This window comes from Streptomyces sp. NBC_00568, from assembly GCF_026341855.1.
GTDB lineage: Bacteria > Actinomycetota > Actinomycetes > Streptomycetales > Streptomycetaceae > Streptomyces.
On record NZ_JAPENW010000001.1, the window covers coordinates 2,774,565 to 2,790,056 of the forward strand.

A 15,492-nucleotide genomic window follows, 5' to 3' on the forward strand; every position below is an offset into this window, starting at 1 on the left:
GGTCGTGCGGTCTTGCAGATCAAGCACTTGCAGGCACAGCCGGCGAAGCCCTTTCGGGCTCGCCGCGCTAGTTCGTGACAGCATGTACTAGCACAAGCCATGGCGCAAGAGTCCGCATGGAATTCGTGCTAGGTCGTACTAGGGGTGGGTACGCTCGATGGCGTGACGAGCGCTGAAATCTCTAAAGATGACCCCAGACCGGAGTCCGAGCAGGCTGCCGACGTCCTGCGGCAGGAGATCTTGCGTGGCGACATCAAGCCGGGGGCTCATGTGGGCTCCGTACGAGACTTGGCCACACGGTTCAAAATCTCGGGAATGACGGTGCAGCGAGCTCTTGCGATCCTCCGTGAGGATGGGCTCATCTTGACCACGTCGCGTGGCAGCTACGCCCGTGATCCGCAGCAAACCCCCGAAGCCGGCGAAGCCAACGCAGTCGCCCTCCCCGAAGTCCTGCGCCAGCTCGAACATCTCACCTCCCAAGTCTCGGAACTTCGCGACAGGCTCGAAGCGCTCGAAAGCCGCTCCGCGCCGGGTGGTGCGTGATCTGCAACCAGCATGCGCGGAACGGGAGTTGAGAGGTAAGTGACAGCCAGGGGACGGCAGAGGAGGGGAGGGGACATGTCCGGTGACACCCGCCTGTCACCTTCCCTGTCCCCCCGGCTCACGCGCGAGACTCAGAGCAGGCACTCGGAGGAGGGCGCATGACCGACGACAGGCCCGCATGGGCGCGGCGTATCGCGGGTGAGCGAATGGCGCGCGACTGGTCACAACGGGACGCAGTCAGGGCCCTGCGAGCGCACGCTCCCACGGAGCTGCCCGCGGAAGAAAGCATGATTCGCCAGTGGAAGCGTTGGGAGTCCGGCCAGGCGCCGAACGACTTCTATCAACCGATCATCGCGGCCACCTTCGGCACCGTGACACACGCGCTCTTCCCTGCGCCGACACGGCGAGACGGAGACCGAGAGATCTTGGCGGCGAGCGGCATGGAAACGCTGGAGATCGTGAGCCGTCTCAACCGGTCGGATGTCGATGGCGCCACGCTCGATGCCCTGCGGATCACGACCGACCGACTGTGCTCGGAATACCCGTACATGCCGAGCGGGCAGCTCATCATCGAGGGGCGCCAGTGGCTGCGCCGTGTCGTCGAACTCCACACAAAGAGCCTCACACTTGCGCAGCACCGCGAGGTACTCGCGCTGTCCGGCTGGCTCGCCCTCCTGGTCGGCTGCGTCGAGTACGACATGGGAGACCGTCACGCTGCCGAGTCGACGCGGCGGGCGGCCCTCTCGCTCGCGACCGAAGCCGACCATCCAGAGATTGCCGGGTGGGCGCACGAGATGCGCGCATGGTTCGCGCTCACTACCGGCGACTACCGCGGCGTGATCTCGGCAGCGCAGGCCGGAGGCGAGGCGGCACCGCACCACAGCGTGGCCGTGCAACTCGCGGGCCAGGAAGCCAAGGCATGGGCGCGACTCGGAGACCGCCGACAGGTCGAGGTGGCCCTCGACAAGGGGCGGCGCCTACTCGAAGGGATGCCGCACCCCGAAAACCTGGACAACCACTTCGTGGTAGACCCCGCCAAGTTCGACTTCTACTCAATGGACTGCTATCGCCTGGTTGGTGAGGACAAGCTCGCGCACACGCTCGCCGAGGAAGTACTCAGGGCCGGCACGGACTTCGATGGACGCGAGCGCTCGCCGATGCGCAACGCGGAAGCCCGCGTCACGCTGGGGGTAACGGCGGCACGTGAAGGCGACTTGGAAGAGGCGCTCACGATGGGGGCCCGCGCGCTCGAAGGCGACCGGCAGTCGGTGCCGTCGCTCATCATGACCAGCCGCGAACTCGCCGCCGAGATGAAGCTCCGGTACAGCTCAGAACCGGCCGCACAGGAGTACCTCGCGCGACTCCACGCACTCGGCCAACAGAAGCCTGGGTTCCTGCCTCAATAGGCGCACTCGTAGCACGGCCACCCCACCCACTGCCTTCCTTCTGGAAAATTGCGCCAGCTACTGACCTAGTAGCTGAACGGATCAGCGCAACCATGAAGGCGCAAGCGGACATGCGCGGACAAGAACTCCGCACATTCTCCGTACAGCCCGTCAAGACCTCGCTCTTCCAACTTCCCCTTCAGGAGGTCATAGAGCTCCAACAGGCGAATGACGTCTCCCGTCGCGTATTGCAGTTGCTCCTCACTCAACGACTCGGACATCCAGTCCGTAAATCGAACCTTCTTGTCCAACACGAGTCCGAAATGACACGCCATCAAGTACTTCAACGAGTACTTTTCTGCCTCTTCTCCAGGCGCGAGTATCTTGGCGGCGATCTTGGTGCACGCAACATTGCACGGCTCGACACTCCATGCGTGCGCCATAAAGGACAGGTCAAATGGAGCGTGATGGAAGACTTTCACCACACGCGGATTCGCGAGGAGTCGCGTAAGCAGCGGCGGAACCCGACCTGCAACTCCCGTGACGATGAAGGTCCCGACCTCCGGCGAATGAATCTGGCATGTGCCAATCATCGCCTCTTTCGGATCTAGCCCATTCGTCTCGATGTCCCATGCCACACGTCCGCCCCCTGTCAACCGGTGGTAGGCATCAAGGGTTAGGTCGTGAGCCAGCACACGGACAGGTCCCGCAGCGGGAAAATCATGGGTAGACTTTGACGCTTGCACTGAGCACGCCCTCCAAATCATCCTCGAAGAATTCATAAAGAGATCCGCCCTGATGGCAAGTAAATGCCGGGACGGAACCACTACGACTGTCTTTGTGATGGTAGAGGGTGACCACAAAACGATTATCTATGCGATAAGCGGTGAAAGCCCTGAAAACAGGAGTCGTGTAGATCTCCACTCGGCCGCTACGACTGTTCCCATCAAGCTGTTTATACCCGTCGATCGCCTCGTTAAGCTTGGTTCGAACGTCAGCTGCGGACATGCTTTTGAAACGAGTGGCGAGCAATCTGACACACGCGGGATCGTTGGGGTCAGGGAGGCATACCCTGAGCTTTGCGTCACTCTGTGACACCAGGTTCTGAAGCTTCACTTGATTCGTGTTTCGCCACGTGGTCGCCCACGCAGCAAAGACGTCGACCTTCTTGGCCGAGCCCAAGCAGGCATCCCAGTCAACGACCTTGCTGTAGTCGGTACTGACGGACTCAAGGCCAGACAGATGGATGTCATGCTTCAGCTTGAGCACTTCTAGCATCTCGAGGAAGAACGACCGACGACCTACCAAGTCCCAGATTGTCGCTAGAGCAACCGAAGCGATCAAGAGGCCCCCCAGCTGGTTGGCGAGGGTTCCCAGCGACTCGTATTCCTTGAACCAGGCAACGCCTGACACGTACAGGAGTCCCACGCCAACTGCCGTGGTCACGCCAGCTACAAGCCAGTACTTCAGGTTTGCAACCAAGCGGTACACGTTGGGAGTCGCCATCCGTCGCCCTCTCTCATCTGAACAGACGCTATCTGCCGCCACTGACAACGAGGCCGGGTCGCCGCCCCCGTGGTGTGGAGCAGACTGTATCCGCGCGTGCTCAAGGCGCTCCTCGGTTTTGGCGATCACTCAGCCTCGCAGCGCAGGTGTGCAGACTGGCATGCTCCTCCGCGACGAGGGCGATATGGATGGCGCCCTCGCCTAGTGGCAACGCGCAGCAGAAGCCGGAGACAGGGGGCTGCAGCGCTGCTCAGCAGTCTCAACAGAGCAGACGAGTGACTGTCCTGTTGATGGTGGATGTAGAGACGGGGCTCTCTGAGCCAATATCTAGCCGAGGCTAGGCCACCCCTGTGCCGAGGTACTCCAGAAGTGCTCGCACGTCGGCAGCGTCCATACCCGCGGCAAGCGGCACCTCTTCCTCGGGATCGCCGAGCTGCTGCACCTCCGGGTCATCGAGAATCCGCCCCATGAAGTCCAGCTTCTCCGCCAGCCGATGGGCGACCACTTCATCGACGCTCCCCTCGGCCGCGAGCACTGTGACCCGCGTCTGCGTGCCCGGATCGAGGCCAAGGCGATGGATGCGGTCCAAACTCTGCAGGAACCGGCCCGCCTGGAAGTCACGGTCGACGTAAACCGCGTCATGACAGACCTGATGGAGACTGATGCCCTCGCCAAGAGTCGCCGGATTTGAGATCAGGACTGTGCAGTCCGGATCTTCCCGGAAGCGGCGGAGCTCAGCTTCCCGATCGGGTGTTCCACCGTGCACGGCCGCCGGCTGGAACGGGGCCAGTAGAGCTTGGAGTGAAGTGATGCTGCGGACAAAACTTGTCCACACCAGGGTCTTTCGTCCAGCGGCGGCGTTGGCAGAAACGATGGAGAGAGCCTCTTGGTACTTGGGCGGTAGCTCGTAGGAGGGGAGCTGCCGGAGGAGCATGGTGAGCGAGTCTCCTTCGGACGCCTCCAGCGGTGGGACGCGGAAGTGCAGCGGCTCGTGGCGTGTCGAGCCCGCCACCAGCAGGGCCGGACTGGTCGATGCCATCAGCAGGCGCAGCGCCGTCTTGCCGATCGTCTCGAAGTCAGTCCTGTCGGCCGCCGCCCTAGCCGAGAACTTACCGATGAGCGCGTCATAGATCTCGCGGTGCAGTGGCGGCATCGGGATGCGGCGTACCCGCGTCTCCACCGGGGGAAGCCCCAGCTCATCCTTAGTCGTCCGTGTGTACAGGGGCCGCAGCACCTGGCTGGCATGGGCGAGATCGCCGCCGTCGACAGCCTGTGTCACAACACGCCGCCCGTGCCCCGGCCAGACGAAGGAGAACAGGTTCTCCAGGTCTTTGGCGCCATTGGGTGCAGGAGTGCCACTGAGAATCATCCGGACTCGGCTGAGGGGACCCAGCGCCAAGCAAGCGGCACCGTACACTCCAGCGCCCCCGAGCTTCATACGGTGTGCCTCATCGAGGATGAGCATCGCCGGAGCCGCCTTCAACCATTGGGACAGCCCGGCCAGAGCCCGGTCCAAGCGCTCGTAGTTGACGAGGAGAATGTCTGCCGAGGCCGGCACCGCCTTGCCCAACACCTGCACGTCGAGCGGGGTGGAGAAGCACTGCTTGGCCTCCTCCTGCCATGCTTCATACGCGGACTTGGGACTCACCACGAGCATGCGGGCCACCGCTCCGCGTCGGCGGAGCGCAGAGAAGACCGCGAGGGAGACACGGGTCTTGCCGGCGCCCGGCACACTGAAGTTGGCTCCGTGGCTAACCGAGAGCAGTCGGGCTATGTCGCGGAGTTGGAACGGGGTGAGAGGGCCAGTCCAGTTGTCGCCCAGCAGGGCTGGAACCGAGTCCGGCTCGACGGTGTCTTCGGCGGGCGAACCGCTAAGGAGACGTTCAGCCGTGTCGGCCGTGTCGAGCATCTCCATGGCCAAGAGGCGAAAGTCTTCTTCCCAGTTGACGCTGTTCGGCCGCGGCCAGGTACCGAGAGCGCTGAGGCTGGCGAGGAAGCTGTCGATGGGGACAGTTGCCGAAAGCCTGTCTGTCATACGGCCGCTGGGGAAGTTGGCGACCAACTGCCCTAGCGCGCCGCGGCATTCAGGCACAGTACGCAGGGCAGCCTGGGTACGGGTGACGTCGAAGCCGATCGTCAGACTGGGCTCGTCGGCCACCTAACGCGCCTTACCGAACGTCTCGAGGAGCCAGGTCACGCCGTCGCCGGGGTGCTGCACAGTTCGCCTGGCCTCGATAGCGAGTTTCTCCAGCTTCTGTCTCAGGTCAGCGACGGCGTCGTCGAACAACTCCTCATCCAGGCTTCGCTGCGCGCGGGACATGACCAAATCGGTGACGCACTGCTCGATATCGCGGCCGGCATCGGCAAGGCGGGCAGGTGCTGCCTGCTTGCGTTTCTTAATACGCGCGTCACGGCCGACGTTGGTGATGGCCTCATCCATCGCCGCGTGTAGTCGTCGGATCTCGTTTTGGGCCTGCGCCGCAGCCTCTGGCGAGGCCGCGCTGCCCGGTTGGCTGACAGCTCGCGCGTGCAGGACGGAATCCGTCAGTGCCTTGGCTGCGCTGAGGGGGGCGGACGGACCCTTGACCGCACGCCCCAGACCAGGGATGGCCACAGTCGCCGAAGTCTCAGCTGGAACTTCGCTGGCTGGCAACTCCTTGGAGAGGTACAGGCCAGCGAAGTCGTGATCGATGAAGCGGACGTCGGTCTTGGCGAAGCCCAAGAGCATGGCTGCCAGCCGGTTCTCCAGCAGCAGTTCGGCCTTCTCAGGGTTGACCGCATACTGCTTGGCGTAGGCACGCTGCAGTTCGCGGAACTTCTCGGCCTGGTCCTCGAAAGCAACCAATGACAGCTGCTCGCCTGCCGTCTTGCTCCGTTCGATGAGTGACTGGATGCAGGCGAGCACCCACTGGTCCTGCCGACAGCGCTCTGCGGTCGTGCGGAAGGTAGCGGCGATGACGGCAAGGGGCGTGCCTTGATCCACTAGCTCCTGAACCGCGAGCAACCGGTTGATGTATGAGTAGTCCCGCCGGTGCTCCTTGCGCAGCTGGAGCGACAGTTCGATTGCGGCGATGTCCTGCCAGTCGCAGGAAGACGGCAGCACGGCTACACGCATGGCGTGGTTAGGGCCGTATAGCTGCATCAGAGCAGCACGACGGGTGTTGCCGTTGACGAGGATGCCTTCGTGAGTGATCAGGCCGGGATCCGTCTGCCCGTACTCCTTCAGGCTCGCTGTCAGCTCGTCGAACTCAGGATCAGTCCGGGCGGGGTCTGCTGGGAGTACTTGCAGGAGGCGGTCCAGGTATGCCTGGCTGTCACTGCTCCAGGGGTTGTCCGCGAGCGCTTCCGCCTGCTTCGGCTCGTGGCCGGCCTGCGCGCGGATGCGGTGGGTTGCCGGGTTGTAGTAGAGGTTGCCCACTGGCATCTGGATGACCTCCAGGTGCTCTGAGCCGCTCCTCCACTCGACAGTGAAGGTCTCGCGGGGGCCGCCGCCGACCGCGATCTCCTCCAACCGGGACCGGACGAGGGCGCGGTTCTCTTCGGCACCCGGCGGCAGACCGTAGCCCTTGGCCATGTACTCGCTCCTGCTTTCGTGCTTGTTCCTACGAGGGCTGTTCCGTGCTGTCGGGATACTCAGTTGAGTCCCAGTTCCGCCCGGAACTGTGTCCGTGACTCCTCGGGCAGAGAGCGGTAGTCACTCCAGATCTGCTCCAGGCGGCTGAACTCCCGCTGGTCGGCTGCCACCCAGTCGGACAGTACGCTGCGCTCTGCCGAGCCGAGGGCTGCGGCTGCCGTGAGCACCTTGTCCAGATCCGCCGCGAGCGACTTGCCTCCCACCCTGCACCGCTTGCACTCGGTAACCAGTTCCGTGGCCCTGGTGCCGTCCGGCTTCACTACTTCCCTGCGCGCGATGTCGAGCTGGGCTGCCTCGTAGGTGCCGGCGTAGGTCTCGCCGGGGGCGATACCGCAGGAGCGGCACATGTACCCGTCCCGAGCCAGCACCTCACGCCGGCGCGCTGCGCCGATCGCGATCGTTCCCGCCTTGCGGGTCGCGCGGCCCGGCTCCCAGACGGGGTCGCCAGGTTTCACGAAGCGCTGCTCGTGAGAGTCCAATCCCGCGTCCTCCCTGTTGGTGTCGATGCGCCAACCGAAATCCCGAAGGTCTCGCATGCGGCGGTCAACTTGGGACACCCCGGGGAAGGCGGCTCGCAGCTCCTCCTTAGTGAAGGTGCTGCCTTCGCCCACTTCGGAGACCAGCCACAGGGCGACGCGCTTCATCGTTCCAAGGCCGGCATCCTGCCAGGACGGCATGACATCTCCATTCGCGAGGCCTCCCGGCGGGAGACCAGGTGTACCACTGGTGAGCAGCAGACTATGAACATTCATTACTAGCACGGACCCGCGACCCCGTTCCAGCGGTTATCAATCTTTACTCGAACGAGTAAAGAAGAAGGCTCTGTAAAGATCCGTTTTGGTATTATTTGTCAGCATTAAAGGCAGTAAATCACTTCGCGGAAAGTAGTCACGAAAAAGCATGGAACCGTGCGCCGCCGAGCCGGTGAGTGGCTAGGCTTCAAGTCATCACCAGTTCCCCGCGGGTGATATCGAGCGAACAGAAGGGTTCGTTTGGCATGCCATCACTTGGATCGATTAGCGCCACCTGCGCCCCTGGGGCCACGGAAGAGGTCCGGGCATTTGCCCACGCCCTCAAACTCCTCATCCACCACATTCTCCCTGGTCACACCATGGCGCAGAAAGCAAAGGCGCTGCACATCTCGCCGCCGCTCCTCTCTCACTGGCTCAACGGGCGGCGGCTTCCGCGCCCGGTGGCAGTCCAGGAGCTGCACGGGTTAGCCCTGAGAGGGGTGACGCGCGATCGGGATATCACCGCACTGGCCCGCGAGTTCACAGCGCTCGAGTCGCTCCTCCGGGCCGCACGCCAGTCGGCCTGTCGCCGTTGCACGGGCGGCTGCGCCTGCAGCGAGACGGGGAACGGGAGGACCGGCGCAACAGTTCCAGCAATGCTCCCGCCGACGAGGGGGACCGGCGCAACAGGTCCAGCAATGCTCCCGCCGACGAGGGGGACCGGCGCAACAGTTCCAGCAATGCCGGATCCGGGTTCACCTGCACATCTGGCAACGATGACCGAGGCCGACCGTGTGACCTATCTGCAGACCCTGGGAGCAGCATTGACCGAAGGGGATATCGGCTTATATGCCGATATCCTTGCACGCGCAGGACTGAAGACCGAAATGGAAGCTTTGATCCGCTCAGCGAAAGCAGCCGGGAGGGACTCGGCAGAAATTGCAATCGCCCTCGGCGGACTCCGATAGCATCTTGAGCCATTGGCTCTCGCCCGAACCATAGACAGGTAACACTTGTGTCCGATGACAGGTGCGAGGAAATATCACGCCCTCTTAGCAGCTGCTGCCGCGAACCCCCCGGCAGTGCAGGGAAGGCTCGGCCTGAAGGGTCTGCAAACCGCGACCGAGACCTCCCCTGCCGGAACGCCCGTTAGATCGATGACCAACTAGGAGCTCCGTCTTGAATTGTAAGGCCCTCCTGGCCCGGCCGGCCAGGAAGATCAAGGCTGCCTACCTGCGGTTCTGTGCTGCCACCGACGGCACGGGACGCGTTGCTTCTCTGTGGGAGAAGACGCGTCGCCGACTCCGGTTCCTCCGCTGGACGCTGGTGATCCAGCTCCTCAAGGGAGCCGCCTTCGCCGGCGGCAGCATCATCATCAAGGCGGTGGTGACTCGGTTCTTCAGCGGCTGAGGAGCCGATTCGCTGGCTACCTCCACACCTGTCACAGAGGACCGAGGCCGACCACCGGTCGGCGTGTGGACTGCACCCTGCTGAACACCCAGGCGGTACGGCGACTGACCGTCCAGCAGCACTGCGGCGGGAAGGCGCCGGACGACATACGGACCTGGGAGAAACCTGGGAGAAGATCTTCTCCCGACGTTGTCCAGATACTGGCCCAAGCCAACGCGTACCAAGGTCGTGACCTGCGCACATATGACCTACGCCAAGTCTGAGCCTGGCCCGGACCTTATTCGGGACGAAGAGGTCGTGGGTTCAAATCCCGCCACCCCGACAGCTAGATAGCAGTTCAGAGGGCCCTTACCGCATCGGTAAGGGCCCTCTGGCGTTGCTGCGTGTCTAGCTGCGTGACTATCGATTCCTGAGTGCCTACGACCCGCGTCGGTCGGAGCCGAAGGTGCCGTCCATGACCACGGCACCGGTCTGGATCACGGGTCGGATCCGCTTCCGGTAGACCTCCTCGGTCACGGCGGTACCGGAGTGCTCACCCTCGGATGCGCACTCATCTGCCGGCGGCGACTGCGCGCTCTGGCGAGCGATGCCGTGGGCTAGTCAGCCGCCGCCAGTCGGTTGAGAACCTCCATGGGGGTGAAGCTCCAGCCGACCAGGCGCGGCCCGCTCCAGTTGATGCCGATCTTGTATCCCTCTCGGGCGGCGTCGGGCAGATCGCGATCACGCCAGGTGTCCAAGGGCATGGATTCAACGCGTAGCCCATGCCCCCAGATCTTCGCTGCCCTCTGGGCGCGGGCCGAGGTCGACCAGAAGGGAAGACTTCGCGTGCCGTCCGCAGCGAGGGGGGCCGGGCTTCCGTCGTCATCCCGGACAAGCCAGACCACTCTGCTTCGGCGGATGTCTCGGAAGAATGCTGCCGCTTGCGAACCACTCTGGCTCATGGCCGCCGAGCCTGGCGTTCCCCGCCACTCACTTCGTTAGGGGTTCTTAGGTCACTTACCCAAGTTTCTAGAAATCCCATACAACCCTTGTACCAGCTTGTTGGTCTTGGGGGCGCCGATCATCCTGTGGCCCCATGGGCAACTCCGGGCGAATACGGGAGATCCGGTCCCCCTCGTACGAGGGATGCCGTCCTGGCATCCCGCATGTTGCAGGAGAGTGTCGATGCATAAGAACCTCCGCACCGCCCTGGCCGCGGCATCGGTCGCCGCGCTGACGGGCGGCCTGCTGGTGGCCACAGCCGCGCCGTCGACCGCGGCGTCCGCCAAATACGCGGATGACTTCAATGGTGATGGCTATCGCGATCTCGCGGTCTCCGCACCGGGCACAGTCGTCGGAGGTCATGACCAGGCTGGAGCAGTGGTCATCACCTACGGCTCGTCCAGTGGCCTGCAGAGCAGCAGAACCCAGGTCGTCTCGCAGAGCTCCAGCGGGGTGCCCGGCGCATCCGAATATGCTGACCGTTTCGGTGAAGCCACCGCGTCCGGTGATTTCAACAATGACGGCTACGCAGACCTCGCTGTAGGAGCTCCCCTCGAAGACACCACCGCAGGCTCAAACAGCGGAGCAGTCACCGTGCTGTGGGGCAGCAGCGCGGGACTGGTCGGCGGCACCGCTTTGGAGATCCCTCCGCTTGGCTACGTGACCGGCTACGGCCAAGTCCTCACCACTGGTGACTTCGATGGAGACGGCTTCGACGACGACCTTGCGGTCAGCTCGAACGCGGACAACTCTGTCTTCTTCTACAAGGGCGGAACCACCAAAAGCAGCACTCTCGGGGGGCGGACGGGTTTCCCCGCGACATCTCTGACCGAAGTCATCTCGCTGGCCGCAGGTGACGTCAACGCTGACGGCATCGACGACATCGTGGTGGGCGGCCACGACAGCGACAGCCGAGAGCTCTACAAGCAGTCCCTGTATCTCGGACTCGGCTCCTCCCGGCCGCAGTACGCGGGCGATGTGGCACACGGCCAGACAGCAGCGGTCGGAGATGTGGACGGCGACGGGTACGCCGACATCGTGACCGGCCACCCGTGGGATCAGCGGTCGTCGATGGTGGGCACGAGCCTGGGAGGCAACGTCTCACTCACCTACGGTTCGGCCGGCGGCCGTGACACCTCGCGTCCCATCGTGACCATCACCCAGAACACCGACGGAATTCCCGGCGCGTCGGAGACGAACGACAACTTCGGGCACGCAGTTGCGCTCAACGACATCAATGGGGACGGCAGGGCTGACCTCGTTGTCGGCGCTCCGTACGAGTCAATCGGCGCAGCGGAGGCCACGGGCTCCGTCATAGCAATTCCTGGCTCCGCCAGTGGCCTCGCCACAACCGCGGCATACGCGTACAACCAAGGATCTACCGGCGTCCCGGGCGCGGCAGAGGGTGGTGACCATTTCGGGAAGGCCGTGGCGCTGACGGACACCAACGGTGACGGCATGGCAGACCTCGCCGTCGGCGCCTCTGGAGAGAACAACATGGATGGCGCTGTGTGGTCTCTCAAGGGACGTACTTCTGGGCTGACCACGACCGGTGCGGTGAGCTTCGGAGCGGGGACAGCCGGTCTGCCGACGAGCGAGTGGCCGGAGTTCGGAGTCTGGATCGCGGGGTGACGGTTGCGAAACACCACGAGTTTGGTCGTCCCGTGCCGACTCCCTGAAACCACCAGTACGCCTCCATCCCGTCCTGGTGCTACTTCCTTCTTGGACTGAACGGGGGTCGACTCAATTGATCGGAAGCACCGTCAAGTGCCACAGCACCGGCTGTGCTCAGGGAGAGCCCGGCAGGATCCGCCGGGCAAACCCTAAACCGTGTGCCGCCGTCTCAGTTTCCGTCTCATTCAGCAACGTTCACGGTCGTTCAGACAGAACCAAGGCCTGAGGGCCGACCGAAGCCCAGCCGCCGATGAACGCAGGTGAACGCTCCCGTACACAGCCCACCGCCACGCCAACACAGTTGGAAAGCTTGTGGGGGTCCTGCCGAAGAGGGCCCGTGCGTGTGGGGGTCCTGCCGAAGAACGCCAGTATGCCTCGCGCATGGGCGGCGGGACTAGGATCCCAGTCGGGCGAAGTCGTAGCGCAGAGGTAGTCGCACGCGGTCTCCAAAATCGCGAGGACGCCGGTTCGAATCCGGTCGGCTTCGTCCGCCCCAGCTGCGGCGTCCATGAACACGCCCCAAGGGCACCAAGAGGCCCGTCAGCGGTACGGGTCATGCGCGGCGTGGGGATCAGCTGAGTGTCCAACTGCGCTACAACGGTCCCGTACCAGGGCGCGTCAATCACTGACGCTCGCGGACGGTCCGCCGAGGTCACGACCGGTTTGGCCGCAGGTTGCACAGTCGCTGGCATTCCTTCGGGACGAAGAGGCCATGCTGCAAGGCCGCACGGTCGCCTTTCGTTAGGGTGCGCCGCATGATCAGCGATGTCCTGGCCTGTCCTGAGTGCAGCCAGCCGATGAGGTCTGGTGGACTCGTGCTCTCCGAGCGCGAGACGACGGTCGGCGGACCTGCCGATCGCTGTGGAGGTGTGCCAGCCGGCACGTCTGGTGGCTCTGGGCAGATCGGCCTAACGAGCCGTTGGAGATCTGCCCCCTGCCGGAACTGTTCCGCTGACATCCAACGCTGACATCAACGACGCCGAACGAGGGCGTACGCCAGCAGCTCTGTTCGGCCGCCACGCCAGGTGACAACACCAGCCGCAGCGGGCCCGGATCGAAGTCCTAAAACGGGTGTCGCAGGTTCGAATCCTGCCGGGGGCACCATGCAGGGAGCAGTGCGGTCTCGGTCGGGTTGCCCGGCGGTGAGAAGGCAGACCTGCCTCCGCCGCCCCGAGGACTGCAGCGGCGATCCCTGACTCCGTCCCGGGGCCCCCATGGCTGGGCGAAGATCGCGACAGCGGCTACTCCTTGCCGACCGAACGGGCGCCGTGACGGCGTGCCCGGTACGCGCGTTTGGCCAGCGTGCCCTCGTCGAGTTGCTCGGTCGTGTCGTAGTTGCACCAGCCGGTGAGGCGCCCTTCGGAGTTGTACCTGGCTGACAGTCCAGGAGGATCCATGTGATCTCCGTGTTCCCGGACCAATTTCTGGGGCAGCACGACCACTGCTGTGACGCCGTGCGGAGATGACCTGCGGAGCTGGACGCGGATGCCGTGGCGGCCGGAGAGCCGGCCGACGACGAACATACCCATGCGTCGCGCCACCGAGACGTCGACGACTGGCGGGTTCAGGAGCCTGTGGTTGGCTTCCTCAAGGTCCTTTGTGGTCATGCCGATGCCGCTGTCCTGAATTTCGATTTTCGCGCCGCCGCCGGACAGCAGCTGGCTCGTGACGAGCACCTCGGTGTCCGGCGACGAGAACGTGGTCGCGTTCTCCACCAGCTCCGCGATGAGGTGGACGATGTCGTTCACCACCCGGCCGTCGACGTCCGCGGTCACCAGTCCGCGCAGTTGCACACGCTGGTACTGTTCGATCTCGCTGATGGCGGCCCGGAGGACATCGACGAGCCGGACCGGGGCGCTCCAGCGGCGGCCCGCCTCCTCGCCGGCGAGGACAAGTAGATTCTCCCCATTGCGGCGCATGCGGGTGGCCAGGTGGTCGATCTTGAAGAGGCTGGCGAGCAGGTCGGAGTCCTGCTCACCGTTCTCCAGACGGTCGATCAGCTCCAGCTGCCGTTCCACGAGGTTCTGGCTGCGCTGCGAGAGATTGACGAACGTCGTGTTGATGCGGCCTCGCAGTTGCGCCTGCTCAAACGCCAGCCGTACCGAGTCGCGATGGACGTCGTCGAACGCGCGGGCGACACCGCCGATCTCGTCGGTCGAGTTGATGGCCGTGGGCTCGACCTCGATGGCCTCCAGTGGCGCGGCGCCGGAGCCCCGCAGTAGCCGGACCACCTCGGGCAGGCGGCGTTCCGTGATGTCGAGCGCGGAGGCGCGCAGTGTGTGCAGCGGGCCGACAATCGACTGCACGAGGACGTGCGTCACACCGCACGTGAGCAGAAGAATCAAGAGCACGACGAGCGAGGAGACGAACTCTGAGCGCTCGGCCTGGTGCTGCTCGCGCGCGCTCTCGTCTTCGACCGATCCGACGAGCCGCTTCTCTACCAGACGCATCAGCTGAATCTTGCTCGTCATGGTGTCGAACCACTCGTCGGCATCGAGGCGGAGCCGACTGGTGCCCTGCCCCGTCAGCGCCTGCTTCTCGAGCGTCTCAGCCCTGTTCACGTCGTTTCCGGTGAGGGTGCGCTCGTAGAACTGACGCTGGGCCGGCGGCGCACTGGACCGGAACTGGTCGATCAACGTCTGTTGCTGCCGACCGGCGAGGGTCAGTCCCTGGGCCTCATTCGCATCGACGTGTCCCTGCGTCAGCACCCCGCCCAGCAGCGCGCGTTGCCGGGAGACTTCCTCTGTGGCCTGTGCGAAGGTCGCGAGCGTACTGGCCCTCGCGGCAAGGGTTGGGTGGGCGATGTCCGGCGTGAGAAGGTCAAGGGCGTCGCCTAGCTCGGCGATCAGCGCCGTGTAGGCGTCGACCACGGACAGCAAGGTCACTTTCGAGTGGGCCGCCGTGTGGCGCAGTGACGCCACCTTCCCGCCAAAGGCGTTGAGCACCGCGAGCCGGGTGGCCAGGGCGGGGTTCGTCCCGCGGTGGACATGGGCGGCCCCGGTACGGACTCGGGCGACCGCCGCGTCCACTTTGGAGCGCTGATTGTCCAGTCGGCTCGTGTCGCCCGTACGCCCGGCCGCAACGTAGAGGGCGGTGACATCGCGTTCGTCCTCGATCTCCTCCAACAGCCCTGTGCCCTTGTCGACGATACGGACGAGCTGACGGACGTTGTCGATGTCCTGTGCGTTCTGCACGGCCGAGCCGATCCGCAGTCCGCCGAGTACGAGCGCGGTGATGATCGGGATGAGCACAACAGCCAGCAGCTGGGTGCGCACACTCCAGTTACTCGGGGCGAGCGCCGCCTGGCTGCTGCCCCGGTGCGGGCGACGGCCTCCACCCGCATGCACGGGGCTCGGATCGGTTCTGCCGTTGTCGGATCCGTTGTCCCTCGCCCCAGGCGACTGCACCGGTTCCGGCCCGTGGCGATGCACCGGGGGTTGTGTTTGCACTTGCCCTCGCTTCTTCCCGCCATTGCACGTGCGCGATTCAGGGGAGTGTCCGCGCATCGTGGACGCTCCGCTCATCGCGCGAGTGCGCTTGTCGTGGTGATGAATGAGGCCACGGCCTCGTGCGTCCCTGGCAGGTGCCTGCGGACGAGAACTACGCGCCGGTCCCGGATCTGTTCGAG

At 64.3% G+C, this 15,492-nt stretch carries 12 protein-coding genes and 2 tRNA genes; 7 read left to right on the plus strand and 7 right to left on the minus strand.

The window, feature by feature from the left end; all coding sequences use genetic code 11:
• The first annotated feature begins 162 nt into the window (after positions 1-162).
• The gene (locus OOK38_RS11995; protein WP_266761024.1) at positions 163-543 is read left to right on the plus strand and encodes a GntR family transcriptional regulator; all 381 of its coding nucleotides are present in this window, start codon (positions 163-165) and stop codon (positions 541-543) included.
• A 158-nt stretch (positions 544-701) separates the two neighbouring features.
• The gene (locus OOK38_RS12000; RefSeq protein WP_266761023.1) at positions 702-1,949 is read left to right on the plus strand and encodes an XRE family transcriptional regulator; all 1,248 of its coding nucleotides are present in this window, start codon (positions 702-704) and stop codon (positions 1,947-1,949) included.
• Between the two features lie 65 nt (positions 1,950-2,014).
• On the opposite strand, the gene OOK38_RS12005 is transcribed toward OOK38_RS12000, so the two are convergent.
• The 5 genes from OOK38_RS12005 to OOK38_RS12025 form a co-directional block, all read right to left on the minus strand.
• Complete coding sequence (locus OOK38_RS12005; protein ID WP_323178798.1) at positions 2,015-2,710, minus strand: ribonuclease D; 696 nt, start codon at positions 2,708-2,710, stop codon at positions 2,015-2,017.
• Complete coding sequence (locus tag OOK38_RS12010; RefSeq protein ID WP_266761019.1) at positions 2,649-3,434, minus strand: hypothetical protein; 786 nt, start codon at positions 3,432-3,434, stop codon at positions 2,649-2,651. The genes OOK38_RS12005 and OOK38_RS12010 overlap by 62 nt, the downstream gene beginning before the upstream one ends.
• 337 nt (positions 3,435-3,771) lie before the next feature.
• Positions 3,772-5,592 carry a DEAD/DEAH box helicase gene (locus tag OOK38_RS12015; protein ID WP_266761017.1) on the minus strand — a complete coding sequence of 607 codons (1,821 nt, stop codon included), beginning with the start codon at positions 5,590-5,592 and terminating at the stop codon, positions 3,772-3,774.
• The gene (locus OOK38_RS12020; RefSeq protein WP_266761015.1) at positions 5,593-7,008 is read right to left on the minus strand and encodes a transcriptional regulator; all 1,416 of its coding nucleotides are present in this window, start codon (positions 7,006-7,008) and stop codon (positions 5,593-5,595) included. It lies immediately after the preceding gene.
• 59 nt (positions 7,009-7,067) lie between these two features.
• Positions 7,068-7,745, minus strand: coding sequence for a hypothetical protein (locus OOK38_RS12025; RefSeq protein WP_266761013.1), 678 nt, complete (start codon positions 7,743-7,745; stop codon positions 7,068-7,070).
• Positions 7,746-8,539: 794 nt separating this feature from the next.
• Between OOK38_RS12025 and OOK38_RS12030 the strand changes: the two genes are divergently transcribed.
• The gene (locus OOK38_RS12030) at positions 8,540-8,767 is read left to right on the plus strand and encodes a hypothetical protein (RefSeq protein ID WP_266848394.1); all 228 of its coding nucleotides are present in this window, start codon (positions 8,540-8,542) and stop codon (positions 8,765-8,767) included.
• A gap of 211 nt (positions 8,768-8,978) precedes the next feature.
• Entirely contained in the window at positions 8,979-9,209 is a 231-nt protein-coding gene (locus OOK38_RS12035; RefSeq protein ID WP_266761009.1) for a hypothetical protein, read from the plus strand.
• A 596-nt stretch (positions 9,210-9,805) separates the two neighbouring features.
• On the opposite strand, the gene OOK38_RS12040 is transcribed toward OOK38_RS12035, so the two are convergent.
• Entirely contained in the window at positions 9,806-10,150 is a 345-nt protein-coding gene (locus OOK38_RS12040; RefSeq protein ID WP_266761007.1) for a DUF2750 domain-containing protein, read from the minus strand.
• A gap of 223 nt (positions 10,151-10,373) precedes the next feature.
• On the opposite strand from OOK38_RS12040, the gene OOK38_RS12045 reads away from it, so the two are divergent.
• The 3 genes from OOK38_RS12045 (at position 10,374) to OOK38_RS12055 (ending at position 12,968) form a co-directional block, all read left to right on the plus strand.
• Complete coding sequence (locus tag OOK38_RS12045) at positions 10,374-11,822, plus strand: FG-GAP-like repeat-containing protein (protein WP_266761005.1); 1,449 nt, start codon at positions 10,374-10,376, stop codon at positions 11,820-11,822.
• 454 nt (positions 11,823-12,276) lie between these two features.
• Positions 12,277-12,351: transfer RNA gene (locus OOK38_RS12050), tRNA-Trp, on the plus strand.
• Positions 12,352-12,876: 525 nt separating this feature from the next.
• Positions 12,877-12,968: transfer RNA gene (locus tag OOK38_RS12055), tRNA-OTHER, on the plus strand.
• 137 nt (positions 12,969-13,105) lie between these two features.
• Here OOK38_RS12055 and OOK38_RS12060 read toward each other — a convergent pair.
• Positions 13,106-15,139 (minus strand): nitrate- and nitrite sensing domain-containing protein, encoded by a 2,034-nt coding sequence (locus tag OOK38_RS12060; RefSeq protein ID WP_266761003.1) that lies wholly within the window; start codon positions 15,137-15,139, stop codon positions 13,106-13,108.
• Between the last annotated feature and the right edge of the window lie 353 nt (positions 15,140-15,492).

Excerpts from the sequence above, each read along its gene's own strand:
- OOK38_RS12005 (WP_323178798.1), bottom strand. The coding sequence starts at position 2,710 with ATGAATTCTTCGAGGATGATTTGGAGGGCGTGCTCAGTGCAAGCGTCA.
- OOK38_RS12030 (WP_266848394.1), top strand. The coding sequence starts at position 8,540 with ATGCCGGATCCGGGTTCACCTGCACATCTGGCAACGATGACCGAGGCC.
- OOK38_RS12045 (WP_266761005.1), top strand. The coding sequence starts at position 10,374 with ATGCATAAGAACCTCCGCACCGCCCTGGCCGCGGCATCGGTCGCCGCG.
- OOK38_RS12000 (WP_266761023.1), top strand. The coding sequence starts at position 702 with ATGACCGACGACAGGCCCGCATGGGCGCGGCGTATCGCGGGTGAGCGA.
- OOK38_RS12020 (WP_266761015.1), bottom strand. The coding sequence starts at position 7,008 with ATGGCCAAGGGCTACGGTCTGCCGCCGGGTGCCGAAGAGAACCGCGCC.
- OOK38_RS12040 (WP_266761007.1), bottom strand. The coding sequence starts at position 10,150 with ATGAGCCAGAGTGGTTCGCAAGCGGCAGCATTCTTCCGAGACATCCGC.
- OOK38_RS12010 (WP_266761019.1), bottom strand. The coding sequence starts at position 3,434 with ATGGCGACTCCCAACGTGTACCGCTTGGTTGCAAACCTGAAGTACTGG.
- OOK38_RS12025 (WP_266761013.1), bottom strand. The coding sequence starts at position 7,745 with ATGCCGTCCTGGCAGGATGCCGGCCTTGGAACGATGAAGCGCGTCGCC.